This is a genomic window from Micromonospora rifamycinica, assembly GCF_900090265.1.
GTDB lineage: Bacteria > Actinomycetota > Actinomycetes > Mycobacteriales > Micromonosporaceae > Micromonospora > Micromonospora rifamycinica.
In genome coordinates, this window is the sequence record NZ_LT607752.1 from 2,577,647 (window position 1) to 2,601,698 (window position 24,052).

Genomic DNA, 24,052 nt, shown 5'->3' on the forward strand with positions numbered 1-24,052 from the left:
AGCGGACACGGGGAGACACAGAGATGGCCCTGCAGATGATCGATAACCAGACGCGCCCGGCCACCACCATCGACGCCGAGCACGGCACCGACGCCCTCACCGACCTGGACGCCACCGACGAGCGCGGGGTCTCCACCGACCTGGTCCGGGCCTACCTCAACGGGATCGGCCGGACGAAGCTGCTCACCGCGGCCCAGGAGGTGGAGCTGGCCAAACGGATCGAGGCCGGGCTGTTCGCCGAGGAGAAGCTGTCGACGTGCACCCCCGTCTCCGGCGACCTGCACGCCGACCTGACCCTGATCGCCCGCGAGGGCCGCTCCGCCAAGGACCACCTGCTGGAGGCGAACCTGCGGCTGGTGGTCAGCATCGCCAAGCGGTGAACCGGGCGCGGGATGGCCTTCCTCGACCTGATCCAGGAGGGCAACCTCGGCCTGATCCGCGCGGTCGAGAAGTTCGACTACGCCAAGGGTTACAAGTTCTCCACGTACGCCACCTGGTGGATCCGGCAGGCGATCACCCGGGCGATGGCCGACCAGGCCCGCACCATCCGCATCCCGGTGCACATGGTCGAGCAGGTCAACCGGATGGTCCGGGTCCGCCGGGAGCTGTCGGTCAAGCTGGGCCGCGAGCCCATCGTGTCCGAGGTCGCGCGGGCGATGGAGATCCCCGAGTTCCAGGTCATCGAGCTGATCTCGTACGACCGGGAGCCGGTCAGCCTCGACCAGGCCGTCGGCGAGGACGGCGAGAGCGCGCTCGGTGACTTCGTCGCTGCGGTGGACCCGCGCACCGAGCCGGGCGAAGCCGCCGCCAACGGCGAACTGCGCAACGAGGTACGCATCGTGCTGGCCACCCTGTCCCAGCGGGAGCAGGCGGTGATCCGGCTCCGGTTCGGCCTCGACGACGGCCGGCAGCGCACCCTCGACGAGGTGGGCAAGGAGTTCGGCCTGTCCCGGGAGCGGATCCGGCAGATCGAGAAGGTCACCCTGCTCAAGCTGCGCGACCCGGAGCGGGCGCAGCGGCTGGAGGCGTACGCCTGCTGAGCGCGACGGTGACGGTGCAGGCCCCCGGCGGTTCGCCGGGGGCCTGCCGCCTGTCCGGGGTGACCCGCCGGTCGGTGACCGGGCCGGCTCACACCGGATGCCCGACGGCCCGCCGGGAGCCGCCGCGCGTCGGCCCGGTCGGGTGCGGCGGGTGCCGGCACCGGTCAGAGCCGGCGCGGGCCGGTGTCCGGGCGGTCGTCCGCCGTGCCGACCCCCACCGAGGCGTGCAGCACCGCGATGCCGTCCGGCCGGGCCAGCACCGGGTTGAGGGTGAGCGACCGCACCCGGGGCTGCTCGTCGGCGAGCCGGCCCACCCGCAGCAGCAGCTCGGCCAGGGCCGCCCGGTCGACCTCGGCGGCACCCCGGTGCCCGCGCAGCAGCGGCGCGGCGCGCGGCTCGTCGACCAGCTCGGCGGCGTCCCGGTCGGTCAGCGGCACCGCCCGCCAGGCCCGGTCACCGAGCAGCTCGGTGGCGACGCCACCCAGCCCGAAGCCGACCACCGGCCCGAACGCCGGGTCCTCGCGCAGCTCCACCACACAGGCCACCCCCGGCGGCACCATCGGCTGCACCAGGACGTCCGCGCCGAAGGCCGCCGTCAGCTCCGCGTACGCCCGGCGCAGCGCGACCGGGTCGGCCAGGTCGAGGCGGACGGCGCCCAGGTCGAGGCGGTGCCGCAGGCCGGGCGCGGCGGCCTTCAACGCCACCGGCCAGCCCCATCGCGCGGCGGCGGTGAGCGCCTCGTCGAGGGTGCCGGCCGGCGTCGACCCGACCACCTCGACGCCGTACGCGGCGAGCAGCGCGACCGGGTCGGCGGCGTCACCGCGCAGCGCCGCCTGCCCGGCGGACCGGTCCGTGCCGGGCAGCTCGGGCAGCGTGCCCGGATCCCGGCGCAGCCACTGCGCGTACCGGCTGACCCGGCCCAGTGCCCGGACCGCCTCCTCCACGCTCGGGTACGCGGGCAGCCCGGCCGGCACCCGGCCGGCGAGGAAGGTCGCCACCGTCGGCTTGCCCCCGGCCAGGACCGCCGGCAGGGCGGCGGTGAAGTCCGCCTCCTCCACGGTGAGCTGCCCCGGCAGCGGCGGGGCGAAGACCGCCACCAGCGCGTCCACCCGGTCGTCGGCGGCGGCGCCGGCCAGTGCGGCGGTGAACTCGGCGGCACCGGCGTGCGGGCCGACGTCGCGGGGGTAGCCGGCGGCGACGGTGAGGCCCTGCCCGGCGCAGGCGGTGGCGGCCAGCCCGGTCAGCGCCGAGGAGTTGCCGACCACCCCGACCCGGGTGCCGGCCGGCAGCGGCTGGTCGGCCAGCAGCACCCCGACGTCGAGCAGCTCGGCGACGGTGTCCACCCGGATCACCCCGGACTGGGCGAACAGCGCGCTGACGGCGGCCTCGTCGAGCGCCCTGCCGGCACCGGGGCCGGTCGGGCGGGCCAGCGGGGCCAGCGCCACCACCGGTTTGTCCCGGCCGATCCGGCGGGCCAGCCGGGCGAACTTGCGCGGATTGCCGAAGGTCTCCAGGTAGAGCAGGATCACGTCGGTGCCGGGGTCGTCCTGCCAGTACTGGAGCAGGTCGTTGCCGGAGACGTCGGCCCGGTTGCCGGCCGACACGAAACTGGACAGGCCCAGCCCCCGGCGCTGCGCCTCGGCCAGCAGGGCCACCCCGAACGAGCCGGACTGGCTGAAGAAGCCCACCCGCCCGGGGGCCGGCAGCACCGGGGCCAGGGTGGCGTTGAGGCGTACCCGCCCGTCGGTGTTCGCCACCCCCAGGCAGTTCGGGCCGACCACCCGCATGCCGGCGGCGTGTGCCGCCCGGACCAGGGTCCGCTGGGCTGCCGCGCCCGCCGGCCCGGCTTCGGCGAAACCGGCGGAGACGACCACCAGGCCGTGTACGCCGGCGGCGGCGGCGTCGGCAACCACCCTCGGCGTCGCTTCCGGGGGCACCGCGACGACCGCCAGGTCGACGTCCACCCCCGCGTCGGCCGCCGACGGGTACGCGGGCAGCCCCGCCACCGTGCGTGCGCCCGGGTGCACCGGCACGATCGCCCCCCGGTAACCACCGTCGCGCAGGTGCCCGAGCAGCGCCGCGCCGACCCCCTGACCGGTGGCGCTGGCCCCGTAGACGGCCACCCCGCGCGGGGCGAGCAGCCGGGCGATGGACCGCGCCTCGGTGCGGTGCTCCCGGCCGCGCTGCACCGCCAGGGTGGCCTCGGTCGGGGCGATCGGGAAGGTCAGGTGCACCACCCCGTCGGCGAACTGCCGTTGCACCTGGTAACCGAAGTCGGCGAAGACCCGCAGCATCGCGCCGTTGGTGGGCAGCACCTCGGCGACGAAGTGCCCGATGCCGGCCCGGCGGGCCGCGTCGGCCAGGTGTTCCAGCAGCACCGGGCCGATCCCCCGGCCCTGGTGGGCATCCTCCACCACGAACGCCACCTCGGCTTCGGGGGCCGCCGGCCCCAGCCGCTCGTACCGGCCGACGGCGATGATCCGGTCGCCGGCCAGCACCACGAACGCCTCCCGGTCCCGGTGGTCGACGGTGACGAACCGGTGCAGGTCCCGCTCCGGAATGCGTGGGTAGGGCGAGAAGTAGCGCAGGTAGCGGGTGCGTTCCGAGAAGCGTCCGTGCATGGCGACGATCTCCGGGGCGTCCTGCGGCCGGATCGGCCGCAGGCCGACGGTGCTGCCGTCGCTGAGCAGCACGTCCACCGGTTGGTCGACAGTGGTCACCGGCCCCTCCCCAGGTCCCCCGCTCAGTCGCGCGGGTCGTACGGGTCCAGCCCGAGCAGCGGGAACACCGCCTTGCGGGTGGCCGCCACCGCCCGGTCCACCGAGTTCGGCTCCCCGGTCGGCTGCCACGGCTGGTGTTCCGGGTCGACGTCGTCGGTCATCCGCAGCGGGACGTCCCGGCCGGGCCGTCGCTGGGCGGCCAGGGCACGCCAGCCGGGCGGGGTGAGGGTGGCCGGGTCGAGCGGGTCGCCGGTGGCCACCGCCAGCAGGTGGGTCCAGGCCCGGGGCACCACCTCCACCAGGGCGTACCCGCCGCCGCCGGTGGCCACCCAGCGGCCGTCGCACAGCTCGTCGGCGAGCGCCCGCAACGCCAGGTAGGTGGCCCGTTGCCCATCCACCGACAGGTGCAGGTCGGCCAGCGGGTCCATCCGGTGCCCGTCGGCGCCGCACTGGGTGAGCAGGATCTGCGGCCGGAACGCGCGCAGCACCGACGGCACGATCGCGTGGAAGGCCCGCTGCCAGCCGGCGTCGTCGGTGCCCGGGGGCAGCGGCACGTTGACGGCGCTGCCCTGCGCCCCCGGGCCGCCGGTCTCGTCGGGGAACCCGGTGCCGGGGAAGAGCGCCAGCGGGGTCTCGTGCAGGCTCACCGTGAGCACCCGGGGGTCGTGGTAGAAGACCTCCTGCACGCCGTCGCCGTGGTGCACGTCCACGTCGACGTAGGCGACCCGCTCCGCGCCCAGGTCCAGCAGCCGGGCGATGGCCACCGCCGGGTCGTTGTAGACGCAGAACCCGGCGGCCCGGTCGGGCATGGCGTGGTGCAGCCCACCGGCCACGTTGACCGCCCGCCGGGCCTCGCCCCGCCAGACCGCCTCGGCGGCGGTCACGCTCGCCCCGGCGATCAGCGCGCTCGACTCGTGCATCCCGTCGAAGACCGGATTGTCCGAGGTGCCCAGTCCGTAGCCGGCGAAGAGCGGGTCGCGGGGCGCGGCCCGTACCGCCGCCAGGTAGTCGGGCAGGTGCACCCGGGTGAGCGTCGCGTCGTCGGCCGGCTCGGGCCGCACCAGCCGGACCCCGGGGCGGTCCAGGACGCCCAGCTCCCGGGCCAGCGCCACGGTCAGCTCGACGCGGACCGGGTCGAGCGGGTGCTCCCCCATGTCGTAGTCCAGCAGGGACTCGTCCCACACCACCAGCGTGTCGTCCGACATGCGGTCATCGTCGCACGTGGGTCACCGGTCGCCCACCACACGCGCTGGTCAACCGGCTGGTGTCGGGCCGGTGGCCACCGGCCGGGACGGGTCGGCGACCCACCCGCTCCACGATCCGACATAGAGCGCGGCGTCCGTCCGACCGGCCAGGTGCAGGGCCAGCACCGTCTGCGCGGCGGTCACCCCCGAGCCGCAGTACGCCCCCACCGGCCGGTCGGCGCGCACCCCGGCGGCGGCGAACCGGTCCCGCAGGGCGGCGGCGGTCGGGAAGCGGCCCTCGGTGACGTACTGCGTGGCGGGCAGGTTGACCGCGCCCGGCACGTGCCCGGCGACCGGGTCGACCGGCTCGGCCTCACCCCGGTAGCGGGGTGCGGCCCGGACGTCCAGCAGTGTCCCGTCGTCGGTCGCCGCGAGCCGGGCCGCGCCCGCGGCGTCCAGCACCGGCAGCGCACCCGGTCGGACGGTCACGTCGCCCGGCGGCGGGGCGGGCACCTCGACGGTGCCGGGCAGCCCGGCGGCGAGCCAGCCCGGCCAGCCGCCGGCCAGCACCCGCACCGGCCGGTGCCCGGCCCAGCGCAGCGTCCACCAGGCGCGGGCGGCGGCCATCCCGTCGCCGCCGTCGTACACCACCACCGGGTGGCCGGCGCGGACGCCCGCGGCGCGCAGCGCGGCCTGGAGGGTGCCCGGGTCGGGCAGCGGGTGCCGACCCGCCGCGCCGGGCGGACCGCACAGCTCGGTGTCCAGGTCGACGAAGACCGCGCCGGGCAGGTGACCTGCGGCGTAGTCCGCCCGCCCGGGTGGCCCGGCCAGCCGCCAGCGGATGTCCAGCAGGGTCGGCGGGTCGGGCTGGGCCAGCTCGGCGGCGAGCCGGTCCGGCTCGATCAGCGGGTCGTCGGTACCGGACATGACGCCCAGTCAACACCATCGGGGCGCTGAGCCCGCGATTCGCCGCGGGTCGACCTTCGTACGTCGAGGTAGCATCGACCACCGGGAGGCCGCTGACGTGAAGCACGACCTGGTCGACACGACTGAGTGCCAGGGTACCTCCACGAACGGGAGGCATCGATGAAGCACGATCTGGTTGACACGACCGAGATGTACCTGCGCACCATCCTCGAACTGGAGGAGGAGGGGGTGCCGCCGCTGCGGGCCCGGATCGCCGAGCGGTTGCGGCAGAGCGGGCCGACCGTCAGCCAGACCGTGGCGCGGATGGAACGTGACGGGCTGCTCACCGTCGAGGGCGACCGGCACCTGGCACTCACCGAAGCGGGCCGGGGCAGCGCGGTGTCCGTGATGCGCAAGCACCGGCTCGCCGAACTGCTGCTGGTCAACGTGATCGGGATGCCCTACGAGGAGGCCCACGAGGAGGCCTGCCGGTGGGAGCACGTGATGAGCGACGCGGTCGAGAAGCGGGTCTACGACCTGCTCAACCGCCCGACCCGTTCGCCGTACGGCAACCCGATCCCGGGCCTGGAGGAGCTGGGCTCGCCGGAGGCCGAGACCGCCGACACCACCGAGGCCGAACGGAACCTCGCCTTCCCCGGGCTGGCCGGCCAGGTGGTGGTCCGGCGGATCTGCGAGAGCGTGCAGACCGACGCCGACGTGCTGCGCCAACTGCACGCCGCCGGGGTCGACCCGGGCGCCACGGTCACCGTCGCCCAGGAACGCGACGGCGTGTTCATCGACCGCTCGGGCGAACGGGTCCGGCTGCCCCGCGAGGTCGCCTCCCGGGTCTTCGTCGCCGCCCACTGACGGCCCCACACGCCGGTCCGGGGCGGGTGCCCGGGCCGGGGCAGCGGCCCCGAACCGGTGGTCACAGCGGCCGGGTGTCGAGCTTCCTGGCCAGGTCGACCAGGCGGCCGGCCACCGCACCGGCGGTCGCCCGGTCGTCGCCCGGCGGGCAGGTCCAGCGGAGCACGGCGAGCCGGTCCTCGGCGGCCAGCCAGCCGACCTCGGCCGTCGGCCCGTGCTTCGCGGCTTTCGGGCCGGTCCGCCGGTAGCCGGCCTGGCCCAGCTTCGTCACCTTCGTCGCCCCGTCGGGCAGCACGTCGGCGGTGAAGGTGGGCACGTCGATCGAGGTGTCGGTGACCGTCAGGGTCAGCTCCGGCCAGCTGGCGTCGGTGGCCCGCACCACACAGGTGCGGGTGTCACCGCGCTCACTGGCGGCGGCCACGTCGAACCGGACCTCGGTGTGCTCCTCGATCACCGCGAAGTCGAGCAGCCGGCACGCCCCGCCCGACGAGGCGGCCTCCACCTCAACCGCGGCCGGCTCCTCGGCCGGCAGCCGCACCGGATCGGCCTCCGCCGCGCCGCAACCCGTGGTCAACAGCACGCCCACCCCGGCCAACCAGATCCGCCCGTGCACGGGCACACCTCCGCGATCGTCGACGGGAAATCCGCCGATGTCCGTCGGAAACCGTACGGGTTGCCGCAGCCGGACGGAAGACCCCCACCGACCCGCCCTCCGCGGTAGAGAGCACGGCACGACCACGGTGACACGGGGTGGCCGGGATCTAGTCGTCAACGTACGGGCAGTGCCGGCAGCCGCGCCCGCAGCAGGTGCCGCGCCGGGCCAGGAAACCGGCGGTGAGGACGAACAGCCCGGTGGCCGGGTCGGGATAGCCGGCCTCCCCGGCGGCGAGCGCGGCGGCGTGGACGGCCAGGATCCGCGCCCGGTCGGGGCGCTCCGGCGACAGCCGGGACGGATGCGGCTCGGTCAGCGGCCGGTCCGCCAACGGACGTCGTTCCTCCCTCATCGCGGGGAGTCTACGGACCTGTCGTCCTGACCAGCACCCCTGCGCAGGTCAGCCGCAGCCCGGGCAGGGTGGATCCCGGCGCGGGCGGGTCAGCCGTGGCGCGGGCGGGTCAGCCGTGGCGCGGGCGGGGTCGGTCGAACCAGTGGGCCGCCTGGCCGTGCGAGCGGACCCAGGCCAGCGGCGTCCCGTCCAGGGCGAGCACGTTGTGCAGCGCCCCGTCGGGCGGGGGCGGCACGCCGTCCCAGTCGAGCACGTCGGCCGCCTCGGCGGACACCCAGTGACCGGGCAGGGTGCCGATCATCTCCCGGAAGGCGGCCCGGCGCGGCGGCGGCACCTGGTAGAGCACGGAGGTGTGCAGGACCACCAGCGTCGCGCCGGCCGGTGCCCGCGCGGCCAACGCCGGGAGGTCGTCCACCAGGTCGCCACGGACCAGCTCCGGCGGGTCGGCGGCGGCCACCGCGGCCGCCGACCGCAGCCGGTCCCGGCGGTGGGCGTGCTCCGGCCAGATCAGCGCGTCGAGCCAGGCCACGTCGGCCGGGTCGGTGACGTCGAGCGGGTTCAGGTCCAGCCCGGCCCGCCACACCACCTGCGGGCGGACGGTCGGTGGGTCGGTGCCGGTCAGCGCACAGTCGAGGACCGGCTCGCCCGGGCCGAGCAGGTGGTCGCCGTAGCGGTAGGCGTACCGGTCGGGATAGAGGCAGAGGCCGGCGGACGCGCCGACCTCCAGCAGCGCCAGCGGCTGCGGCAGCGCGGCCAGCACCGGCAGCACCGCCGCACACCGCCCGGCCTCGTTGGTCTGCACCGCCCGGGTGAGCATCGCGGCCCGTACGGTGGCCCAGTGCGCCACGGTGTGGGTGCGGAACGCGGCCGGATCGTCGACCGGGCCACCGAGCCAGCGGACCACGCCGAACAGCAGCTGCGGCTGCCGCCTGGCCGGGGGCAGGTCGTCCAGCAGCGCCAGCAACCCGTCGTCCCGGGCGACCGCGTGGGCCAGCCGCTCGTAGGTCGGGGAGACGCCGTGCGCCTCCCGGGTGGCGAACTCGACGTACCGGTCGGCGGTGGTCATGCCCCCATGCTGCCCGCCGGTTCCGCGCCGCGCAGCCCCGTGGGGCGGGCCGGGCAGGCGCGAGGGCCGGCACCCACCGGGGTGCCGGCCCTCGCGTGCGGGTACGTCAGCTGCAACCGCTGGTGGAGCCGCAGCCCTCGCAGACGTAGCAGCTACCGGCCGGGCGCATCTTCGTGCCGCAGGTGAAGCAGAGCGGCGCGTCGGCGGCCTTGCCGATCACGGCCTCCAGCAGTTCGGTGGAGGAGCCCACGGCGGGCGCCGGCTTGGCGGCGGCCACCTCGGCCAGCTCCTGGGCCGGCTGGGCCAACGGGCCGGTCTTCGGCTCGACCGCCTCGACCGGGGCCGAGGACGCCATCGCCGTCAGGTCGGTGCCGGCCACCTCCGCCTCGGCCTCGGCCCGCAGCTGCGCGGCCCGCTCCTGGGCGGTGAAGATGCCCAGCTCGGCACGGCGGTCGTAGGGCAGGAAGTCCAGCGCCAGGCGACGGAAGATGTAGTCCATCACCGAGGCGGCCATCCGCACGTCCGGGTCGTCGGTCATACCGGCCGGCTCGAAGCGCATGTTGGTGAACTTGCTGACGTACGTCTCCAGCGGGACGCCGTACTGCAGGCCGATCGAGATGGCCACCGAGAAGGCGTCCATCACCCCGGCCAGGGTGGAACCCTGCTTGGACATCTTCAGGAAGACCTCGCCGAGGCCGTCGTCCGGGTAGGACGACGCGGTGAGGTAGCCCTCCGCGCCGCCGACGGAGAAGGAGACCGTCTCGGACGGACGCTTCTTCGGCAGCCGCTTGCGCACCGGACGGTACTCGACGACCTTCTCGACGGCGGCCGGGGCGGGTGCCTCGACGACGGCCGGGGCGGCGGTCTTGTTCGGCTTGGCCACCGACAGCGGCTGGCCGACCTTGCAGTTGTCCCGGTAGATCGCCAGCGCCTTCAGGCCGAGCTTCCAGCCCTCGAAGTAGATCTTCTCGACGTCGGCGACGGTGGCCTGCTCCGGCATGTTGACCGTCTTGGAGATCGCGCCCGAGATGAACGGCTGGACGGCCGCCATCATCCGCACGTGGCCCATCGGGGCGATGGACCGCTCGCCCATCGCGCAGTCGAAGACCGGGTAGTGCTCCGGCTTGAGGCCCGGGGCGTCCACCACGTGACCGTGGTCGGCGATGTGCTCGACGATCGCCTCGACCTGCTCCTCGGGGTAGCCGAGACTGCGCAGCGCGCGGGGGACGGTCTGGTTGACGATCTGCATCGAGCCGCCGCCGACCAGCTTCTTGAACTTGACCAGCGCCAGGTCGGGCTCGACCCCGGTGGTGTCGCAGTCCATCATCAGGCCGATGGTGCCGGTCGGCGCGAGCACGCTGGCCTGCGAGTTGCGCCAGCCGTGCCGGTCGCCGACCTTGTTGCCCTCGGTCCACTGCTTCGTCGCCTCCCGCAGGATGGCGGTGGCGACCGTACCGGCCGGCTTGATCGCGTCGTTGGCGGCGGCGTGCTTGCGCATCACCCGCTTGTGCGGCTCGGCGTTGCGGGCGTAGCCCTCGTACGCCCCGACGACCCCGGCCAGCTCGGCCGAGCGGCGGTACGCGGTGCCGGTCATCAGCGAGGTGATCGCCGCGGCCACCGACCGGCCCTGCTCCGAGTCGTACGGCAGGCCGGAGGCCATCAGCAGCGCGCCCAGGTTGGCGTAGCCGATGCCGAGCTGCCGGTAGGCCCGGGTGGTCTCGCCGATCTTCTCGGTCGGGAAGTCGGCGAAGCAGATCGAGATGTCCATCGCGGTGATGACGAACTCGACGCTCTTGACGAACTTCTCCACCTCGAAGCCACCGTCGGCCTTGAGGAACTTCATCAGGTTCAGCGAGGCCAGGTTGCACGAGGAGTTGTCCAGGTGCAGGTACTCCGAGCACGGGTTCGACGCGGTGATCCGGCCGGTCTCCGGGCAGGTGTGCCAGTCGTTGATGGTGTCGTCGTACTGCAGGCCCGGGTCGGCGCACTCCCAGGCGGCCTGGGCGATGGTGCGGAACAGCTTCTGCGCGTCGATGGTCTCGATGGTCTGCCCGTCGAGCCGGCCCCGCAGGTCGAAGCTGCCGCCGTTCTCCACCGCCGCCATGAACTCGTCGGAGACCCGGACCGAGTTGTTGGCGTTCTGATACTGGACGCTGACGATGTCGGTGCCGCCGAGGTCCATGTCGAAGCCGGCGTCCCGCAGCGCGCGGATCTTGTCCTCCTCGCGCGCCTTGGTCGCCACGAACTCCTCGATGTCCGGGTGGTCGACGTCGAGGATGACCATCTTGGCCGCCCGCCGGGTGGCACCGCCGGACTTGATGGTGCCGGCGGAGGCGTCCGCGCCGCGCATGAAGCTGACCGGGCCGGAGGCGGTGCCGCCGGAGGAGAGCAGCTCCTTCGAGGACCGGATCCGGGAGAGGTTGACCCCGGCGCCGGAGCCGCCCTGGAAGATCCGCCCCTCCTCCTTGTACCAGTCCAGGATGGAGTCCATCGAGTCGTCGACGGCAAGGATGAAACACGCACTGACCTGCGCTGGAGAGGGGGTGCCGACGTTGAACCAGACCGGCGAGTTGAAGCTGAACACCTGGTGCAGCAGCATCCAGGTCAGCTCGTGCCCGAAGACCTCGGCGTCGGCCGGGGTGGCGAAGTAGCCGTGCTGCTCCCCGGCGGCCCGGTAGGTCTTGACCACCCGGTCGATGAGCTGCTTGAGCGACCATTCGCGCTGCGGGGTTCCCACCGCCCCCGGAAGTACTTGGTGGTCACGATGTTCGCCGCGTTGACGCTCCAGGACTCGGGGAACTCCACCCCGCGCTGCTCGAAGTTGATCGAGCCGTCCCGCCAGTTGGTCATGACGACGTCACGGCGCTCCCACGCCACCTCGTCGTACGGGTGCACGCCCTCGGTCGTCCAGACCCGCTGCACCCTGAGCCCCGTCACCGCGCCGTTCTTCGCCGCCCGCGACCGGCTTGTTGTCACGCCGTCCCCCGCCATCTCATCGGCCCCCTCGTCTGCGCGGCCGCCCGGCCGCGCGTCGTCACTGTCTGAATCGAAGTCTTCGCTGTCGGAAAAGCTGTCAGTCGGTACGGTGGGCCGCCCCGGCCGCGTCGGCGCGGGCCTGCGCGGCGGCCCGGAGCGTCTCGATCTCCCGCTCGAAGTCGGCCAGTGAGTCGAACGAGCGGTAGACGCTGGCGAAGCGGAGGTAGGCCACCTCGTCCAGGTCGCGCAGCGGTCCCAGGATCGCCAGGCCCACGTCGTGGCTCGGCAGCTCGGCCGCCCCCTTGGCCCGGACGGTCTCCTCGACCTTCTGCGCCAGCAGGGCGATGGAGTCCTCGTCGACCGGTCGACCCTGACACGCCTTGCGTACCCCACCGATGATCTTGGTCCGGCTGAAAGGCTCGGTCACCCCGCTGCGCTTGACCACCGCGAGCACCGCCTCCTCGACGGTGGTGAACCGCTTGCCGCATTCCGGGCAGGAGCGCCGCCGACGGATCAGCTGACCGTCGTCGGCCTCGCGCGAGTCGACCACCCGGGAGTCGGCGTGCCGGCAGTACGGACACCGCATCGCCCGACCTCCTTGATCGACCGGGGCACGCCACCCACCTCCGGGCACGCGTCGACCCGACGGAGCCGGCCCCGCCGGCCGTCGCCGTGATCGACGGTACGGGAGTGCGGTGGGTAGTCGAACCCAACCTGTGGGCAACTTACGCCCGTGTCACTACTACATCTAGGGGTCGACCGTAGGCTTCCGGCCGAGTCGGGTCAAGTTGCCGGCGTGTCCGGCGCGTCACCTCCGGGCCGCCCGGCGAGCCGACCACCCACCGGCGCCGACAGCCCAACCGACCGGATCACCGGAAGGTTACCGACCGTCCGGACAGGTCCCCGGAACGGACGACCCACCCGGACACCGCCGACCGGTCGAACACAGGTTCGACGAGGACGTACGATCTAGCAGAAACAGACGTCCGACGCGCCCACTTCTCCACCCGACACGCCGGGCCGCGTCGAACAGATGTTTGAAAATGACCGATCTCACCTATACGGTCATGAACGACCGGGCACGGCGCACCACGTCGGTCCGGCACCGCGACACCCCGCACGCACCACGAGCCGCCAAGGCACCCAGCGCCGACCAGGGAGGACGGACGTGACCGAGGACCGGGCCAGCCGGCAGAAGAACCCGCAGCCGATCGCCGAGGCGGGTCCGCCGGCCACTCGACGCCCCCGCGCCGCCCGCAGCCGGACCGGCCAGCCGGCCGTACGCCCGGTCACCCCGGTGGTCAGCGGCTTCCCCGACCCGGCCGCCGTCGACCTCACCGCCCGGCAGCGCCGCATCCTGGAGTTCATCCGCAGCTGGGTGGAGCGGCACGGCTACCCGCCGAGCGTCCGCGAGATCGGCGAGGCGGTCGGCCTGGTCTCCCCGTCGAGCGTCGCCTACCAGCTCAAGGAGCTGGAGAAGAAGGGCTTCCTGCGGCGCGACCCCAACCGTCCCCGGGCCGTCGACGTCCGTGCCCCCGGCGACGCCGACGACGAGCTGAGCCGCGCCCAGCGCCCCACCCCCGCGTACGTGCCGATGCTCGGCCGGATCGCCGCCGGTGGCCCCATCCTGGCCGAGCAGGCGGTGGAGGACGTCTTCCCGCTCCCCCGCGAGCTGGTGGGTGAGGGCGAGGTCTTCATGCTCCAGGTCAAGGGCGACTCGATGCTCGACGCGGCGATCTGCGACGGCGACTGGGTGGTGGTCCGGCAGCAGCCGATCGCCGAGGCCGGGGACATCGTGGCCGCCATGCTCGACGGTGAGGCGACCGTCAAGACCTACCGCCGGCGCAACGGTCACGTCTGGTTGATGCCGCAGAACCCGGCCTTCGATCCGATCCCCGGCGACGACGCCACCATCATGGGTCGGGTCGTGGCGGTGCTCCGACGGATCTGACCCGTCCCGGCCGGCCGCCTCCGACCGGGGCGGCCGGCGCTGTCGTCCCGCGCCGGCCGCCACCCCGGAGATCGCGGCCGAACTGCGGAGCCGGGAGCTTCCGCCGCCGGCCGGGCACTGCGGAGCCGGTAGCGTCCGCGCCGCTGCCGTCGAACTGCGGAGTCAGTAGCGTTCGCCGCCGCGGCCGGGCGGCGGACCGTACTGGCCGCCCCGCCGGTCGTCGTGGCCGCCGTCACGGCGCGGACCGGAGCGCGGCTCGCGGGGACCACCCTCGCGGCGCGGCGGTTCGGCCCGCCCGCCGCCGTAGCCGCCGGCCCCGTCGCGTCCGCCGGCCGGAGCACCACCACGCCCGTCCGGCGGCGCACCACGCCCACCGGCCGGAGCACCACCACGGCCCCGACCCCCCACGGGCCCACCACGACCGCCCGCCGGGGCGCCACCGCGCGGATCCGCCGGGACACCACCGCGCCCACCGGCCGGGGCACCGCCATGCGGGCCAGCGCCGCGCCCACCAGCGGGGGCACCGCCGCGCCCACCAGCCGGAGCGCCGCCGCGTGGGCCGGCCGGGGCACCGCCACGCGGATCCGCCGGAGCACCACCGCGCCCACCGGCCGGGGCACCGCCGCGCGGGTCACCGCCCGCCGGCACGCCGCCCCGGGTGGCACCCCGTGGTGCCGCACCGCGCGGACCGGCACCGTTGACCGGTGGGCCGCCGGCCGGGGCCGCACCGTAGACCGCGCCACCGCCGGGACGACCGCCACCGTAGACACCGCCGCCCGACGGCCGTCCGCCAGTCGACGGGTTGGCACCTCCCGGACCGCCGGGGGAAGCCGTTCCCGGCGCGGCCGGGGGTCGGCCACCGCCGTAGACGGCACCACCCGCAGGTCGGGCCGGTGGGCCGCCGGCCGGCGCCGGAGCGCCGTAGACGCCACCGCCACGCGGCCGTTCCCCGGCCGGCTCGGCACCCCGGGCGGGCACACCCGCCGGGAAACCCTCCGCCCGGGACACCGCACCGGAGGTGACGACCGCGTCGTCGGGGTCGTCCGCGTCGTCGCCGGCCGCCGCGGCCCGCCGACGGGACCGGACGATCCCGATGATGCCGGCCCCGACCAGCACCGCGCCGACCGCGCCGACCGCGCCGATCAGGTAGGTGATCTGGTCCAGGCTGAGCTTGTCGTACCAGGACTGCCCGGCCGCCGGCTTGGCCCCCGCCGCGCCCTCGACCGTCTCGGCGCCCTTGGTGGAGGGGGTGTAACCGAGGATGTCGATCGGGTCCTCCGGGGAGAGTTCCCCGCCGTCGGAGACGGTGACGAAGCCGGTGCCGTCCGGGGTGTACGCGATGGCCTCGCCGAACGGGTCGGCCAGCGGGGTGACCCGGGGCTTGCCGGTCGTCAGCGCGGCCACGATGTCGTCGCCGCTGACGTCGTACTCGAAGGCGTCGGCGTAGGTGCGCAGCACCACCCGGCTGCCGTCCGGCGACCGGGCCGCCCCGGTGATCGCCACCCGGCCGATGATGTTCAGCGGATTGTCGGTGGTGGTCTTGGGCAGGGTGATCTCGCCGACCTTCTTCATCGGCACCGGCTCGGTGTTGCCGTCCGGGTCGAGCTTGGCCTCCGGGGTGAAGATCTCCGCTTTGCCGCTGGGCACCTTGGTGATCACCAGGGGCAGGCCGTCCGCGCCGACCAGCAGCGCCTCGGCGTCGTGCGGCTTGCGCTCCGGGTACGACAGCCGGTGCAGCACCGGCTGCTTCGACCCGCTGACCGGCATCGTCCAGACCGCGACCCGGGTACGCCGTTCCCGGCTGGTGACGTTGTCCCCGGTGTCGGCGATCCAGAGGGTCTTGCCGTCCGGTGAGAGGGCCAGGTCCTCGGTGTCGAACGGGCCGTCACCGGAGTACTTCACCGGCTCCTTGGCGATCTTGCACTTGGTGTCCAGGAAGAAGACCCGCTTGCGGCTCTCCTGAAGGGTGCCGTCGTTGATCACGATGTAGCCGGTCTTCGTGGCGACCAGCCCGGACAGCTCCCGCAGCCGCTCGTCGGTGATCGTGCACTTCTTCTTGCCGGCGACCGCGGCGGCGACCGGGGGCACCGCGACCGGAACCCCGGCGGCGACCGGAAGCGTGGCGGACGGTCCCGCCCCGAGCGGGGCGGCTGAGGCCGGTGCCGCCCCGGCGGCAGCAGCGGACGCCACGGCCGCGCCCAACAGGGCGAGGGCAACCGTGACCGAGGAGACAGCGCGGCGCATGGCGTCAGTGTCGCATGCCACCGTGAACCTCAGATCACACCGGAGCGCTCACCGACTGCCGGCCACCGCCGGATCACCCACCGCCACGAACGGCGTCAGCTCGGCGGCGAGCGCCTCGGACACCCGGACGTGCAGCGACGTGCCCTCCGGCAGGTGGACGGTGCCGAGCACCTCACCCTGCCGGTGCAGCCGGGCCACCAGGTCTCCCCGGTCGTACGGCAGCACCACCCGGACCTCCACCGCCGGGCGGGGAAGCCGCTGCTCGATCGCCTCGCGCAGCCCGTCGATCCCGCGCCCGTTGTGCGCCGAGACGAAGACCGCGTCCGGCCAGAGCCGCTTGAGCCGCAGCAGGGACTCCTCGTCGGCGGCGTCGGTCTTGTTGACCACCAGCAGCTCGGGCAGCCGGTCGGCACCCACCTCGGAGAGCACCTCGTGCACCGCCCGGACCTGCTCCTCCGGGTCGGGGTGGGTGCCGTCGACCACGTGCACCACCAGATCGGCCTGGGCCACCTCCTCCAGCGTCGAGCGGAACGCCTCGACGATCTGGTGCGGCAGGTGCCGGACGAAACCCACCGTGTCGGACAGCGTGTAGAGCCGCCCGTCCGACGTGGTGGCCCGGCGGGTGGTCGGATCCAGGGTGGCGAAGAGCGCGTTCTCCACCAGCACGCCCGCACCGGTGAGCCGGTTGAGCAGGCTCGACTTGCCGGCGTTGGTGTAACCGGCGATGGCCACCGCGGGAACGGCGTTGCGGGAACGGCGGGCACGCTTGGTCTGGCGTACCGTCTTCATCGCCTTGATCTCGCGGCGCAGCCGGGCGATGCGGTGCCGGATGCGCCGCCGGTCGGTCTCCAGCTTGGTCTCACCCGGACCACGCAGGCCCACGCCGCCGCCGGCGCCGCCGCCGCGCCCGGAACCACCGGTCTGCCGGGAGAGCGTCTCGCCCCAACCCCGCAGCCGCGGCAGCAGGTATTCGAGCTGGGCCAGCTCGACCTGCGCCTTGCCCTCCCGGCTCTTGGCGTGCTGGGCGAAGATGTCGAGGATCAGCGCGGTGCGGTCGACCACCTTGACCTTGGTGCGCTGCTCCAGGTTCCGCAGCTGGGACGGGGACAGCTCACCGTCGCAGATCACCGTGTCGGCACCGGTGGAGAGCACCACCGCGCCCAGGTCGTCGACCTTGCCCCGACCGACGTAGGTGGCCGGGTCGGGACGGCCGCGGCGCTGGACCAGCCCTTCGAGCACCTGTGAGCCGGCCGTCTCGGCCAGCGCCGCCAGCTCGGTCAGCGAGTTGTCGGCGTCCTGCTGGGTGCCCTCGGTCCAGACCCCGACCAGGACGACCCGCTCCAGCCGGAGCTGGCGGTACTCGACCTCGGTGACGTCGGTCAGCTCGGTGGAGAGGCCGGGGACCCGCCGCAACGCCTGCCGCTCCGACAGCTCGTACTCGCCGGTCGTGGCGTCGAGGTCGTCGTCCGAGTAGGGGGTGTGGGTCTCCTGGTCTCGCAAGCTGCGACTCCTGTCCGTTCTGTGCATGTACCGAGTAATCCTGACACGGGTCAACGCCGAACGCGACAGGTATATGCCCGTGGTGGAGGTCGCCGAACGCGGGGGCGGCTGCCGTCGTGGCCCGGTGGGCGAGTAGAAATGCTGACGAGCCGCCAGCGACGACGGAGGTATTTCCGTGGCCATCACCCGACTGCCGAGTGCCGGATTCTCGATCACGATCCGGATCGCGGTCCCCGCGGACGCCTCCTCGATCGGCCGGCTGACCACATCGGTCGGCGAGGCAGGGGCGATCGTCACCGCGCTGGACGTGGTCGACTCCGACCCGACCCACGTGATCGTCGACCTCACCTGCGACACCGCCGACGCCGGCCACGCCGACCAGGTCGTCGAGGCGCTCAGTGCGCTCGACGGGGTGGACGTGCGCAAGGTGTCCGACCGGACGTTCCTGCTGCACCTCGGGGGCAAGATCGAGGTGCACTCGAAGGTCGGGCTGCGCACCCGTGACGAGCTGTCCCGGGCGTACACCCCGGGGGTGGCCCGGGTCTGCATGGCGATCGCCGAGAACCCGGCGGACGCCCGGCGGCTCACCATCAAGCGCAACACGGTCGCCGTGGTCAGCGACGGCTCGGCGGTGCTCGGCCTGGGCAATCTCGGCCCGGCGGCGTCGCTGCCGGTGATGGAGGGCAAGGCCGCGCTGTTCAAGCGGTTCGGCGGGGTGGACGCCTGGCCGGTGGTCCTGGACACCCAGGACACCGACGAGATCGTGGCGATCGTCAAGGCCATCGCCCCGGCGTACGGCGGGATCAACCTGGAGGACATCGCCGCGCCGCGCTGCTTCGAGATCGAGGCCCGGCTGCGCGAGGCGCTGGACATCCCGGTCTTCCACGACGACCAGCACGGCACCGCGATCTGCGTGCTGGCCGCGCTGACCAACGCGCTGCGCGTGGTGGGCAAGCAGCTCGCCGACGTCCGGGTGGTCGTCTCCGGGGCCGGCGCGGCCGGCACCGCGATCATGAAACTGCTGCTGCGCCAGGGCGTCGGCGACATCATCGCGTACGACCGGCAGGGTGCCCTGCACCGTGGGCTGACCGGGCTCAACCCGGCCTGGCAGTGGCTGGCCGACAACACCAACGCCGAGAACTACTCCGGCGACCTGGCCGGCGCGGTCCAGGGCGCGGACGTCTTCATCGGCGTCAGCGCCCCCAACCTGCTCACCGGCGACGACATCGCCACCATGGCCAAGGACGCGATCGTCTTCGCGCTGGCCAACCCCGATCCGGAGGTCGACCCCCGGGAGGCCCGCAAGCACGCGGCGATCGTCGCCACCGGCCGCTCGGACCAGCCCAACCAGATCAACAACGTGCTCGCCTTCCCCGGTGTGTTCCGGGGCATGCTGGACGCCCACGCCGAGGAGTTCACCGAGGAGATGGCGATCGCGGCGGCCCGCGCCATCGCCGACGTGGTCGGCGAGGACAAGATCAACCCGACCGTGATCGTGCCCAGCGTCTTCGACTCCCGGGTCGCCCCGGCGGTCGCCGCCGCCGTCCGCGCCGCCGCCCAGAACCCCGCCGTCACCCCGCCGCCGGCCGCCGACCCGGGCCCCGCCGACCTCCCCGAGATCGCCGCCACCGCCAGCGCCACCCCCTGACCCCCCACCCCACCCCTGCCCCTCACCGCCCGGTTCGCCCCGCCTCGCCCCGGTGATCAAGAGCTTTACGTCATCCAGACAGCTAGCCCTGCCCCAAATCTCTTGATCACCGCACACCACCCCCGTCGAGGCCGGGCGATCAAGAGCTTTACGTCATCCAGGCCGCTCGCCCTGTCTCAAACCTCTTGATCACCGCAGGACACCCCCGTCGGGTGCCGGTGATCAAGAGGTTTGCGTCATTCGCCGCCGACGGGGTGACCTGAACCTCTTGATCACCGGGGCGAGGCGAGACGGGGACAGGGCGGGGCGCGGCGTGGCCAGGCCGGAGGGTGGGTTGGTTGTCAGGGAAGGGTCAGGGTGCCGGTGGCGACCAGGACGGCGGGGCCGGAGAGCCAGCAGGAGTCGTCGGTCACGGTCACCGTGAGCCGGCCTCCGGGGACGTCGACGGTGATCGTGCCGGTGTCCCGGGCGGCGTCGCGCAGGGCCACGGCGGCGACCGCGCAGGCGCCGGTGCCGCAGGAGAGCGTCTCGGCCGAGCCGCGTTCGTAGACCCGCATCAGCAGGTGACCGTCGGTGCCGTCCACCGGGTCGCCGGGGGTGGTGAACTCGACGTTCACCCCCTGCGGGAAGAGCCGGGGGTCGAACCCGGGTGCCCGGGTGAGGTCCAGGTCGGCCAGGTCGACGCCGGCCGGCAGGGCGCAGACCAGGTGCGGGTTGCCGACGTCCACCGCCGTGCCGGGCAGGGTGAGCCCGCCGAGGACGGCGCTCGACGCGTCGTACAGCCGGGGGCGGCGCATCTCGACGGCGATGGCGTCGCCCTCGAGCCGGGCCCGCACCAGGCCGGCGCGGGTGGCCACCGGCAGGGTGCCGGCGGTCGGCGTGGCCAGCCCGCTGGCCAGCAGGTAGCGGACGAAGACCCGGGCGCCGTTGCCGCACATCTCGGCGAACGAGCCGTCGGAGTTCCAGTAGTCCATGAACCATTCGGCGGTGTCGGCGAGGACGACCCCCTCGGGGTGCTTGGCCGCGCGCACCACCCGCAGCACGCCGTCGCCGCCGACGCCCCGCCGCCGGTCGCAGATCCCGGCGACCAGGCCGGGTGTCAGGTCGAGGGCGCCGTCCGGATCGGGCAGGATGACGAAGTCGTTGCCGGTGCCGTGGCCCTTGGTGAACTCCACGACCCCATCATCGCCGATGCCCGGCGACCACCCGCAGCGCACTGTCGACAAACGTCGGCGACGTCGGGTCCAGCCAGTGGATCCGCTGGTCACGGCGGAACCAGGAGCGTTGCCGCCGGACGAAGCGCCGGGTGGCCCGGATCGTCTCGTCGTGCGCCTGTGCCTCGTCGGTCCCGCCGGCCAGGAAGCGCAGCACCTGCTGGTAGCCGAGCGCCCGGCTGGCCGTCCGCCCGTCGGCCAGGCCCTGCCCGAGCAGCGCACGGACCTCGGCGACCAGGCCGTCGGCCCACATCCGGTCGACCCGCAGCGCGATCCGCTCGTCGAGGAGCGGTGTGTCCAGGTCGACCCCGAGCTGTACGGCCGGGTAGTACGGCGTCGGGTCGGGCAGTGAGGCGGTGAACGGCGCCCCGGTCAGCGTGATCACCTCCAGCGCCCGGACGATCCGCCGACCGTTGCCGGGCAGGATGCCCGCCGCCGCCACCGGGTCGGCGTCGGCCAGCCGGGCGTACAGTGGGGCGGGGCCGAGCTGCGCCAGCTCCGCTTCCAGCCGCCCGCGTACCGCCGGGTCGGTGCCGGGGAACTCGAACTGTTCGAGCACCGCCCGCAGGTAGAGGCCGGAGCCGCCGACCAGCAGCGGCACCCGCCCCCGGGCCAGGATGTCGTCGACCGCCGCGCGGGCCAGCCGCTGGTACTCGGCGACGCTGGCCGGCTCGGTGACCGGCCAGATGTCCAGCAGGTGGTGCGGCACGCCGTCCCGCTCGGCCGGGCTGAGCTTGGCCGTGCCGATGTCCATGCCCCGGTAGAGCTGCATCGAGTCGGCGTTGACCACCTCGCCGCCCAGGGCGTGCGCCAGCGCGATACTCAGCGCCGACTTGCCCGCCGCGGTCGGCCCCACCACGGCGACGACCGTGCCGCTCACCGCACCCGCCCGGCCGTCCGGGTCCAGGAGGCCACCAGGTAACCGACGCCGTACGGCTGCGTGTGGTGACGCAGCTCACCGTGCCAGTCACCGCCGGCGGTCCGGACCGCTCCGGCCAGCACCTGCCAGGCCGCCCGGCCGGCGGCCTTCAGCTCCGCCGACACCACCGGGTCCAGGCCGAGCAGCGCGTCGACGTCCGCGCCGGCCAGGGCACGGGCCACCCCCTCGTCGTACGCCCCGGCGCGCGGGTCGTCGTAGCCGGGTGCCTTCGGCCCGTGGCAGGCCGAGCCGTCCCCCAGCACCAGCAGTGCCCACGGCTCGTCCGCCGCGCGCCCGGCCTCGACGAGCCCGGCTCCGACGGCGGCACACCGGTCGACCGGTTCGTCCGGTGCGACGCTCACCATCCGCCAGGCGGTGGGCGTCGGCGGTCCCACCCGGTCCACCAGCCAGGCCCCGACCAGCAGACTCAACGGCAGCCCTCCGGCCCCCTCCCCCGGGCCGAGGCGCACCGTCCGGGGCAGGCCCCACGGGGTGAAGCTGCCCTGATAGGGCGGCTCCAGCTCGGCGGTGTGCTCGCCGGAGCCGACCAGCACGACGGTGCGTACGCCGACGGCGTAGAGGGCGGTGACCGCGGCGGCGCAGGCGGCGCGCAGGTCCGCCAGCTCGGGCGCGGCGGCGCCGGCCAGCTCGGGCACGATCAACGGCGGGTGCGGACAGACGGCCGCGGCGACCAGGGGCACCAGGCCACGTTACCGGCCGGGCACCTCCGGCCCCCGGGGTCACCCCGACGGCTCCGGCACCCCGCCGACCCACCGGCGGCCGGGGCACCCGTTGGCTCGGGCACCCCGATCCGCCGCAGGGCCGCCGAGGTCGATCCGACGGCCGAGGTCACCCCGCCGGCCGACCGGCGGCCCGGACGGGCGGGGTGCCGGCGGTCAGCCGGGTTGGCCGCCCCAGCCGCCCTGGATCATGGTCTGGAACCGCCACTGCCCGCCGGTGCGGACCAGCACGTCGGCGTAGCGCACCCGCTGCCGCTCGCCGTCGAGGGTGAACTCGGCCTCGGTGAGCACCACGGCCAGGCTGCGGGTGAGGAAGTACGGCGTGCGGCGGCTCTCCATCCGCAGGTCACCGCCGCCACCGAGCACGCCGCCCATCATCTCCAGGTAGGCCGCCCGGTCGAGCTGGCGCGCGGAGCCCTCGCCGGCCGCGTCGTCGGTGACCGTGTTGAGCGGGAACATCGCCAGCTCGGCGGTCCCGGCCACGTCACCCGCCCCGGCCAGGGCGTCGTAGTGCCGGAACCACTCGTCCAGCTCGGCGAGGTCGGTGGCGTCGGGCACGAAGCCGGGGTCGGCCGGGGGCGTCATCCGGGTGTGGGACTGGGTCATCCTGCTCCTCCTCGTCCGCCCGGAAGTGCGGGCGGCAGCATCGTGTACGCCGTACGGTACACCGTACGGCTCATGGCGACACTCCCCCCGCGGAGTCTGTATGTGGGTGCTAGGACACCGTATGGTCACGGTCAGACACAGGCGCTCGACGGGGACGGGGGCGGACCTGTGACAATGCCGGGAGCAAGTTGGCTGCGCCGTGGCGGCGATCGCGGGGGGTTTCCTGTCGACGCCGGGAGAACGAGGATGTGCACATGAGCGACTGGACTGCCTTCGGACGGGTGGACGCGGACGGCACCGTGTACGTGAAGACCGGCGATGGTGAGCGGGTGGTCGGATCCTGGCAGGCAGGCGCCCCCGAGGAGGGCCTGGCGCACTTCGCCCGCCGCTTCGCCGACCTGGTCACCGAGGTGGATCTGACCGAGGCACGCCTCAACTCGGGTACCGCCGACGCGGGTGGTTCGCTGAGCACGATCCGGCGGATCCGGGCTTCGCTGCCCGAGGCGCACGTCGTCGGGGACATCGACGGCCTCGCCACGCGGCTGGACAAGCTCGCCGTCGTCGCCGAGGAGAAGGCCGGTGAGGCGCGGGCCGCCCGGGAGGCGGCCCGGGGCGAGGCACTCGCCCGCAAGACCGCCCTGGTCGAGGAGGCCGAGAAGCTGGCCGCCGAGTCGACCGGCTGGAAGACCGCCGGTGACCGGCTCAAGGAGATCCTCGACGAGTGGAAGACCATCCGGGGGGTCGACAAGAAGGCCGACGGCGAGCTGTGGAAGCGGTTCGCCGCCGCCCGGGACGGCTTCACCCGGCGTCGGGGCGCGCACTTCGCCTCCCTCGACCAGCAGCGCAAGCAGGCGCACACGGTCAAGGAGGAGCTGGTCGCCGAGGCCGAGAAGCTCTCCGACTCCACCGACTGGGCGGCGACCGCCAACCAGCTCAAGGAGCTGATGAACCAGTGGAAGGCCGCGCCACGGGCCGCCAAGGAGTCGGAGCAGAAGCTCTGGGAACGGTTCCGCGCCGCGCAGGACGCGTTCTTCAGCCGGCGTAGCGAGGTCTTCTCGGCCCGGGACAACGAGCAGCGCGCCAACCTGGAGCGCAAGCAGGCGCTGCTGGTGGAGGCCGAGGCGTTGGACGTCGACGGCGACCCGAAGGGCGCCCAGGCCAAGCTGCGGGAGATCCAGGCCCAGTGGCACGAGGCCGGCCGGGTTCCCCGGGAGGCCGCCGCCGGTCTGGAGCGGCGGCTGCGGGCGATCGACGACAAGGTCCGCGAGGTGATGGACTCGGCCTGGCGGCGGACCACCAAGGAGGACAACCCGCTGCTCGCGCAGATGCGGGCGCAGGTCGCCGAGGCCGAGGAGCGGCTGACCCGCGCCCAGGCCGCCGGGGACGCCCGTCGGGTCAGGGAGGCCGAGCAGGCGCTCGCCTCCAAGCGGCAGTTCCTCCAGCTCGCCGAGCAGGCCGGCTGACCCC

Annotated in this window: 16 protein-coding genes and 3 pseudogenes; 5 read left to right on the top strand and 14 right to left on the bottom strand. The window is 74.1% G+C overall.

Annotation, left to right across the window (positions count from 1 at the left end; all coding sequences use genetic code 11):
* Positions 1 to 23 precede the first annotated feature (23 nt).
* A pseudogene (sigB, locus tag GA0070623_RS10375) lies at positions 24 to 1,040 on the top strand (RNA polymerase sigma factor SigB).
* A 164-nt stretch (positions 1,041 to 1,204) separates the two neighbouring features.
* Here sigB and GA0070623_RS10380 read toward each other — a convergent pair.
* The 3 genes from GA0070623_RS10380 to GA0070623_RS10390 are packed head-to-tail and all read right to left on the bottom strand — an operon-like array spanning position 1,205 to position 5,871.
* Entirely contained in the window at positions 1,205 to 3,760 is a 2,556-nt protein-coding gene (locus GA0070623_RS10380; RefSeq protein ID WP_067313782.1) for a bifunctional acetate--CoA ligase family protein/GNAT family N-acetyltransferase, read from the bottom strand.
* A 23-nt stretch (positions 3,761 to 3,783) separates the two neighbouring features.
* Positions 3,784 to 4,965 carry an acetoin utilization protein AcuC gene (locus GA0070623_RS10385; RefSeq protein ID WP_067313780.1) on the bottom strand — a complete coding sequence of 394 codons (1,182 nt, stop codon included), beginning with the start codon at positions 4,963 to 4,965 and terminating at the stop codon, positions 3,784 to 3,786.
* A gap of 48 nt (positions 4,966 to 5,013) precedes the next feature.
* The gene (locus GA0070623_RS10390; protein WP_067313777.1) at positions 5,014 to 5,871 is read right to left on the bottom strand and encodes a sulfurtransferase; all 858 of its coding nucleotides are present in this window, start codon (positions 5,869 to 5,871) and stop codon (positions 5,014 to 5,016) included.
* Positions 5,872 to 6,030: 159 nt separating this feature from the next.
* On the opposite strand from GA0070623_RS10390, the gene GA0070623_RS10395 reads away from it, so the two are divergent.
* The gene (locus GA0070623_RS10395) at positions 6,031 to 6,717 is read left to right on the top strand and encodes a metal-dependent transcriptional regulator (protein ID WP_067313775.1); all 687 of its coding nucleotides are present in this window, start codon (positions 6,031 to 6,033) and stop codon (positions 6,715 to 6,717) included.
* A 61-nt stretch (positions 6,718 to 6,778) separates the two neighbouring features.
* Here GA0070623_RS10395 and GA0070623_RS10400 read toward each other — a convergent pair whose 3' ends face one another.
* From GA0070623_RS10400 to nrdR, 5 genes and pseudogenes are all read right to left on the bottom strand, one after another.
* A complete protein-coding gene (locus GA0070623_RS10400; protein ID WP_067313784.1) occupies positions 6,779 to 7,330 on the bottom strand; it encodes a hypothetical protein in 552 nt (183 codons plus the stop codon).
* Positions 7,331 to 7,478: 148 nt separating this feature from the next.
* Positions 7,479 to 7,721, bottom strand: a complete 243-nt coding sequence (locus GA0070623_RS10405; RefSeq protein WP_067313773.1) for a DUF5522 domain-containing protein — start codon at positions 7,719 to 7,721, stop codon at positions 7,479 to 7,481.
* 109 nt (positions 7,722 to 7,830) lie between these two features.
* Complete coding sequence (locus tag GA0070623_RS10410) at positions 7,831 to 8,787, bottom strand: DUF2332 domain-containing protein (protein ID WP_067313771.1); 957 nt, start codon at positions 8,785 to 8,787, stop codon at positions 7,831 to 7,833.
* Between the two features lie 106 nt (positions 8,788 to 8,893).
* Positions 8,894 to 11,778 (bottom strand): annotated as a pseudogene (locus GA0070623_RS10415) (vitamin B12-dependent ribonucleotide reductase).
* An 82-nt stretch (positions 11,779 to 11,860) separates the two neighbouring features.
* Positions 11,861 to 12,349 carry a transcriptional regulator NrdR gene (gene nrdR / locus GA0070623_RS10420; RefSeq protein WP_067313767.1) on the bottom strand — a complete coding sequence of 163 codons (489 nt, stop codon included), beginning with the start codon at positions 12,347 to 12,349 and terminating at the stop codon, positions 11,861 to 11,863.
* A 582-nt stretch (positions 12,350 to 12,931) separates the two neighbouring features.
* On the opposite strand from nrdR, the gene lexA reads away from it, so the two are divergent.
* Positions 12,932 to 13,714 (top strand): transcriptional repressor LexA, encoded by a 783-nt coding sequence (lexA, locus tag GA0070623_RS10425; RefSeq protein ID WP_067313765.1) that lies wholly within the window; start codon positions 12,932 to 12,934, stop codon positions 13,712 to 13,714.
* A gap of 582 nt (positions 13,715 to 14,296) precedes the next feature.
* Here lexA and GA0070623_RS10430 read toward each other — a convergent pair.
* Positions 14,297 to 15,958 (bottom strand): annotated as a pseudogene (locus GA0070623_RS10430) (hypothetical protein); the annotation flags it as partial.
* A 48-nt stretch (positions 15,959 to 16,006) separates the two neighbouring features.
* Positions 16,007 to 17,458 carry a GTPase HflX gene (gene hflX, locus GA0070623_RS10435; protein ID WP_067314171.1) on the bottom strand — a complete coding sequence of 484 codons (1,452 nt, stop codon included), beginning with the start codon at positions 17,456 to 17,458 and terminating at the stop codon, positions 16,007 to 16,009.
* A 175-nt stretch (positions 17,459 to 17,633) separates the two neighbouring features.
* On the opposite strand from hflX, the gene GA0070623_RS10440 reads away from it, so the two are divergent.
* Positions 17,634 to 19,106 (top strand): NAD-dependent malic enzyme, encoded by a 1,473-nt coding sequence (locus GA0070623_RS10440; RefSeq protein WP_067314173.1) that lies wholly within the window; start codon positions 17,634 to 17,636, stop codon positions 19,104 to 19,106.
* 341 nt (positions 19,107 to 19,447) lie between these two features.
* Here GA0070623_RS10440 and dapF read toward each other — a convergent pair whose 3' ends face one another.
* The 4 genes from dapF to GA0070623_RS10460 all read right to left on the bottom strand — a co-directional run bounded on the left by dapF (position 19,448) and on the right by GA0070623_RS10460 (position 22,585).
* Entirely contained in the window at positions 19,448 to 20,281 is an 834-nt protein-coding gene (gene dapF, locus GA0070623_RS10445) for a diaminopimelate epimerase (protein ID WP_067314180.1), read from the bottom strand.
* 7 nt (positions 20,282 to 20,288) lie between these two features.
* The gene (gene miaA / locus GA0070623_RS10450; protein ID WP_084261567.1) at positions 20,289 to 21,227 is read right to left on the bottom strand and encodes a tRNA (adenosine(37)-N6)-dimethylallyltransferase MiaA; all 939 of its coding nucleotides are present in this window, start codon (positions 21,225 to 21,227) and stop codon (positions 20,289 to 20,291) included.
* Positions 21,197 to 21,940 carry a class III extradiol dioxygenase subunit B-like domain-containing protein gene (locus GA0070623_RS10455; RefSeq protein ID WP_067314177.1) on the bottom strand — a complete coding sequence of 248 codons (744 nt, stop codon included), beginning with the start codon at positions 21,938 to 21,940 and terminating at the stop codon, positions 21,197 to 21,199. The genes miaA and GA0070623_RS10455 overlap by 31 nt, the downstream gene beginning before the upstream one ends.
* 195 nt (positions 21,941 to 22,135) lie before the next feature.
* The gene (locus tag GA0070623_RS10460) at positions 22,136 to 22,585 is read right to left on the bottom strand and encodes a nuclear transport factor 2 family protein (protein ID WP_197700066.1); all 450 of its coding nucleotides are present in this window, start codon (positions 22,583 to 22,585) and stop codon (positions 22,136 to 22,138) included.
* A gap of 254 nt (positions 22,586 to 22,839) precedes the next feature.
* Here GA0070623_RS10460 and GA0070623_RS10465 point away from each other — a divergent pair, with 254 nt between their 5' ends.
* Entirely contained in the window at positions 22,840 to 24,048 is a 1,209-nt protein-coding gene (locus GA0070623_RS10465) for a DUF349 domain-containing protein (protein WP_089003998.1), read from the top strand.
* The last annotated feature ends 4 nt before the right edge of the window (positions 24,049 to 24,052 follow it).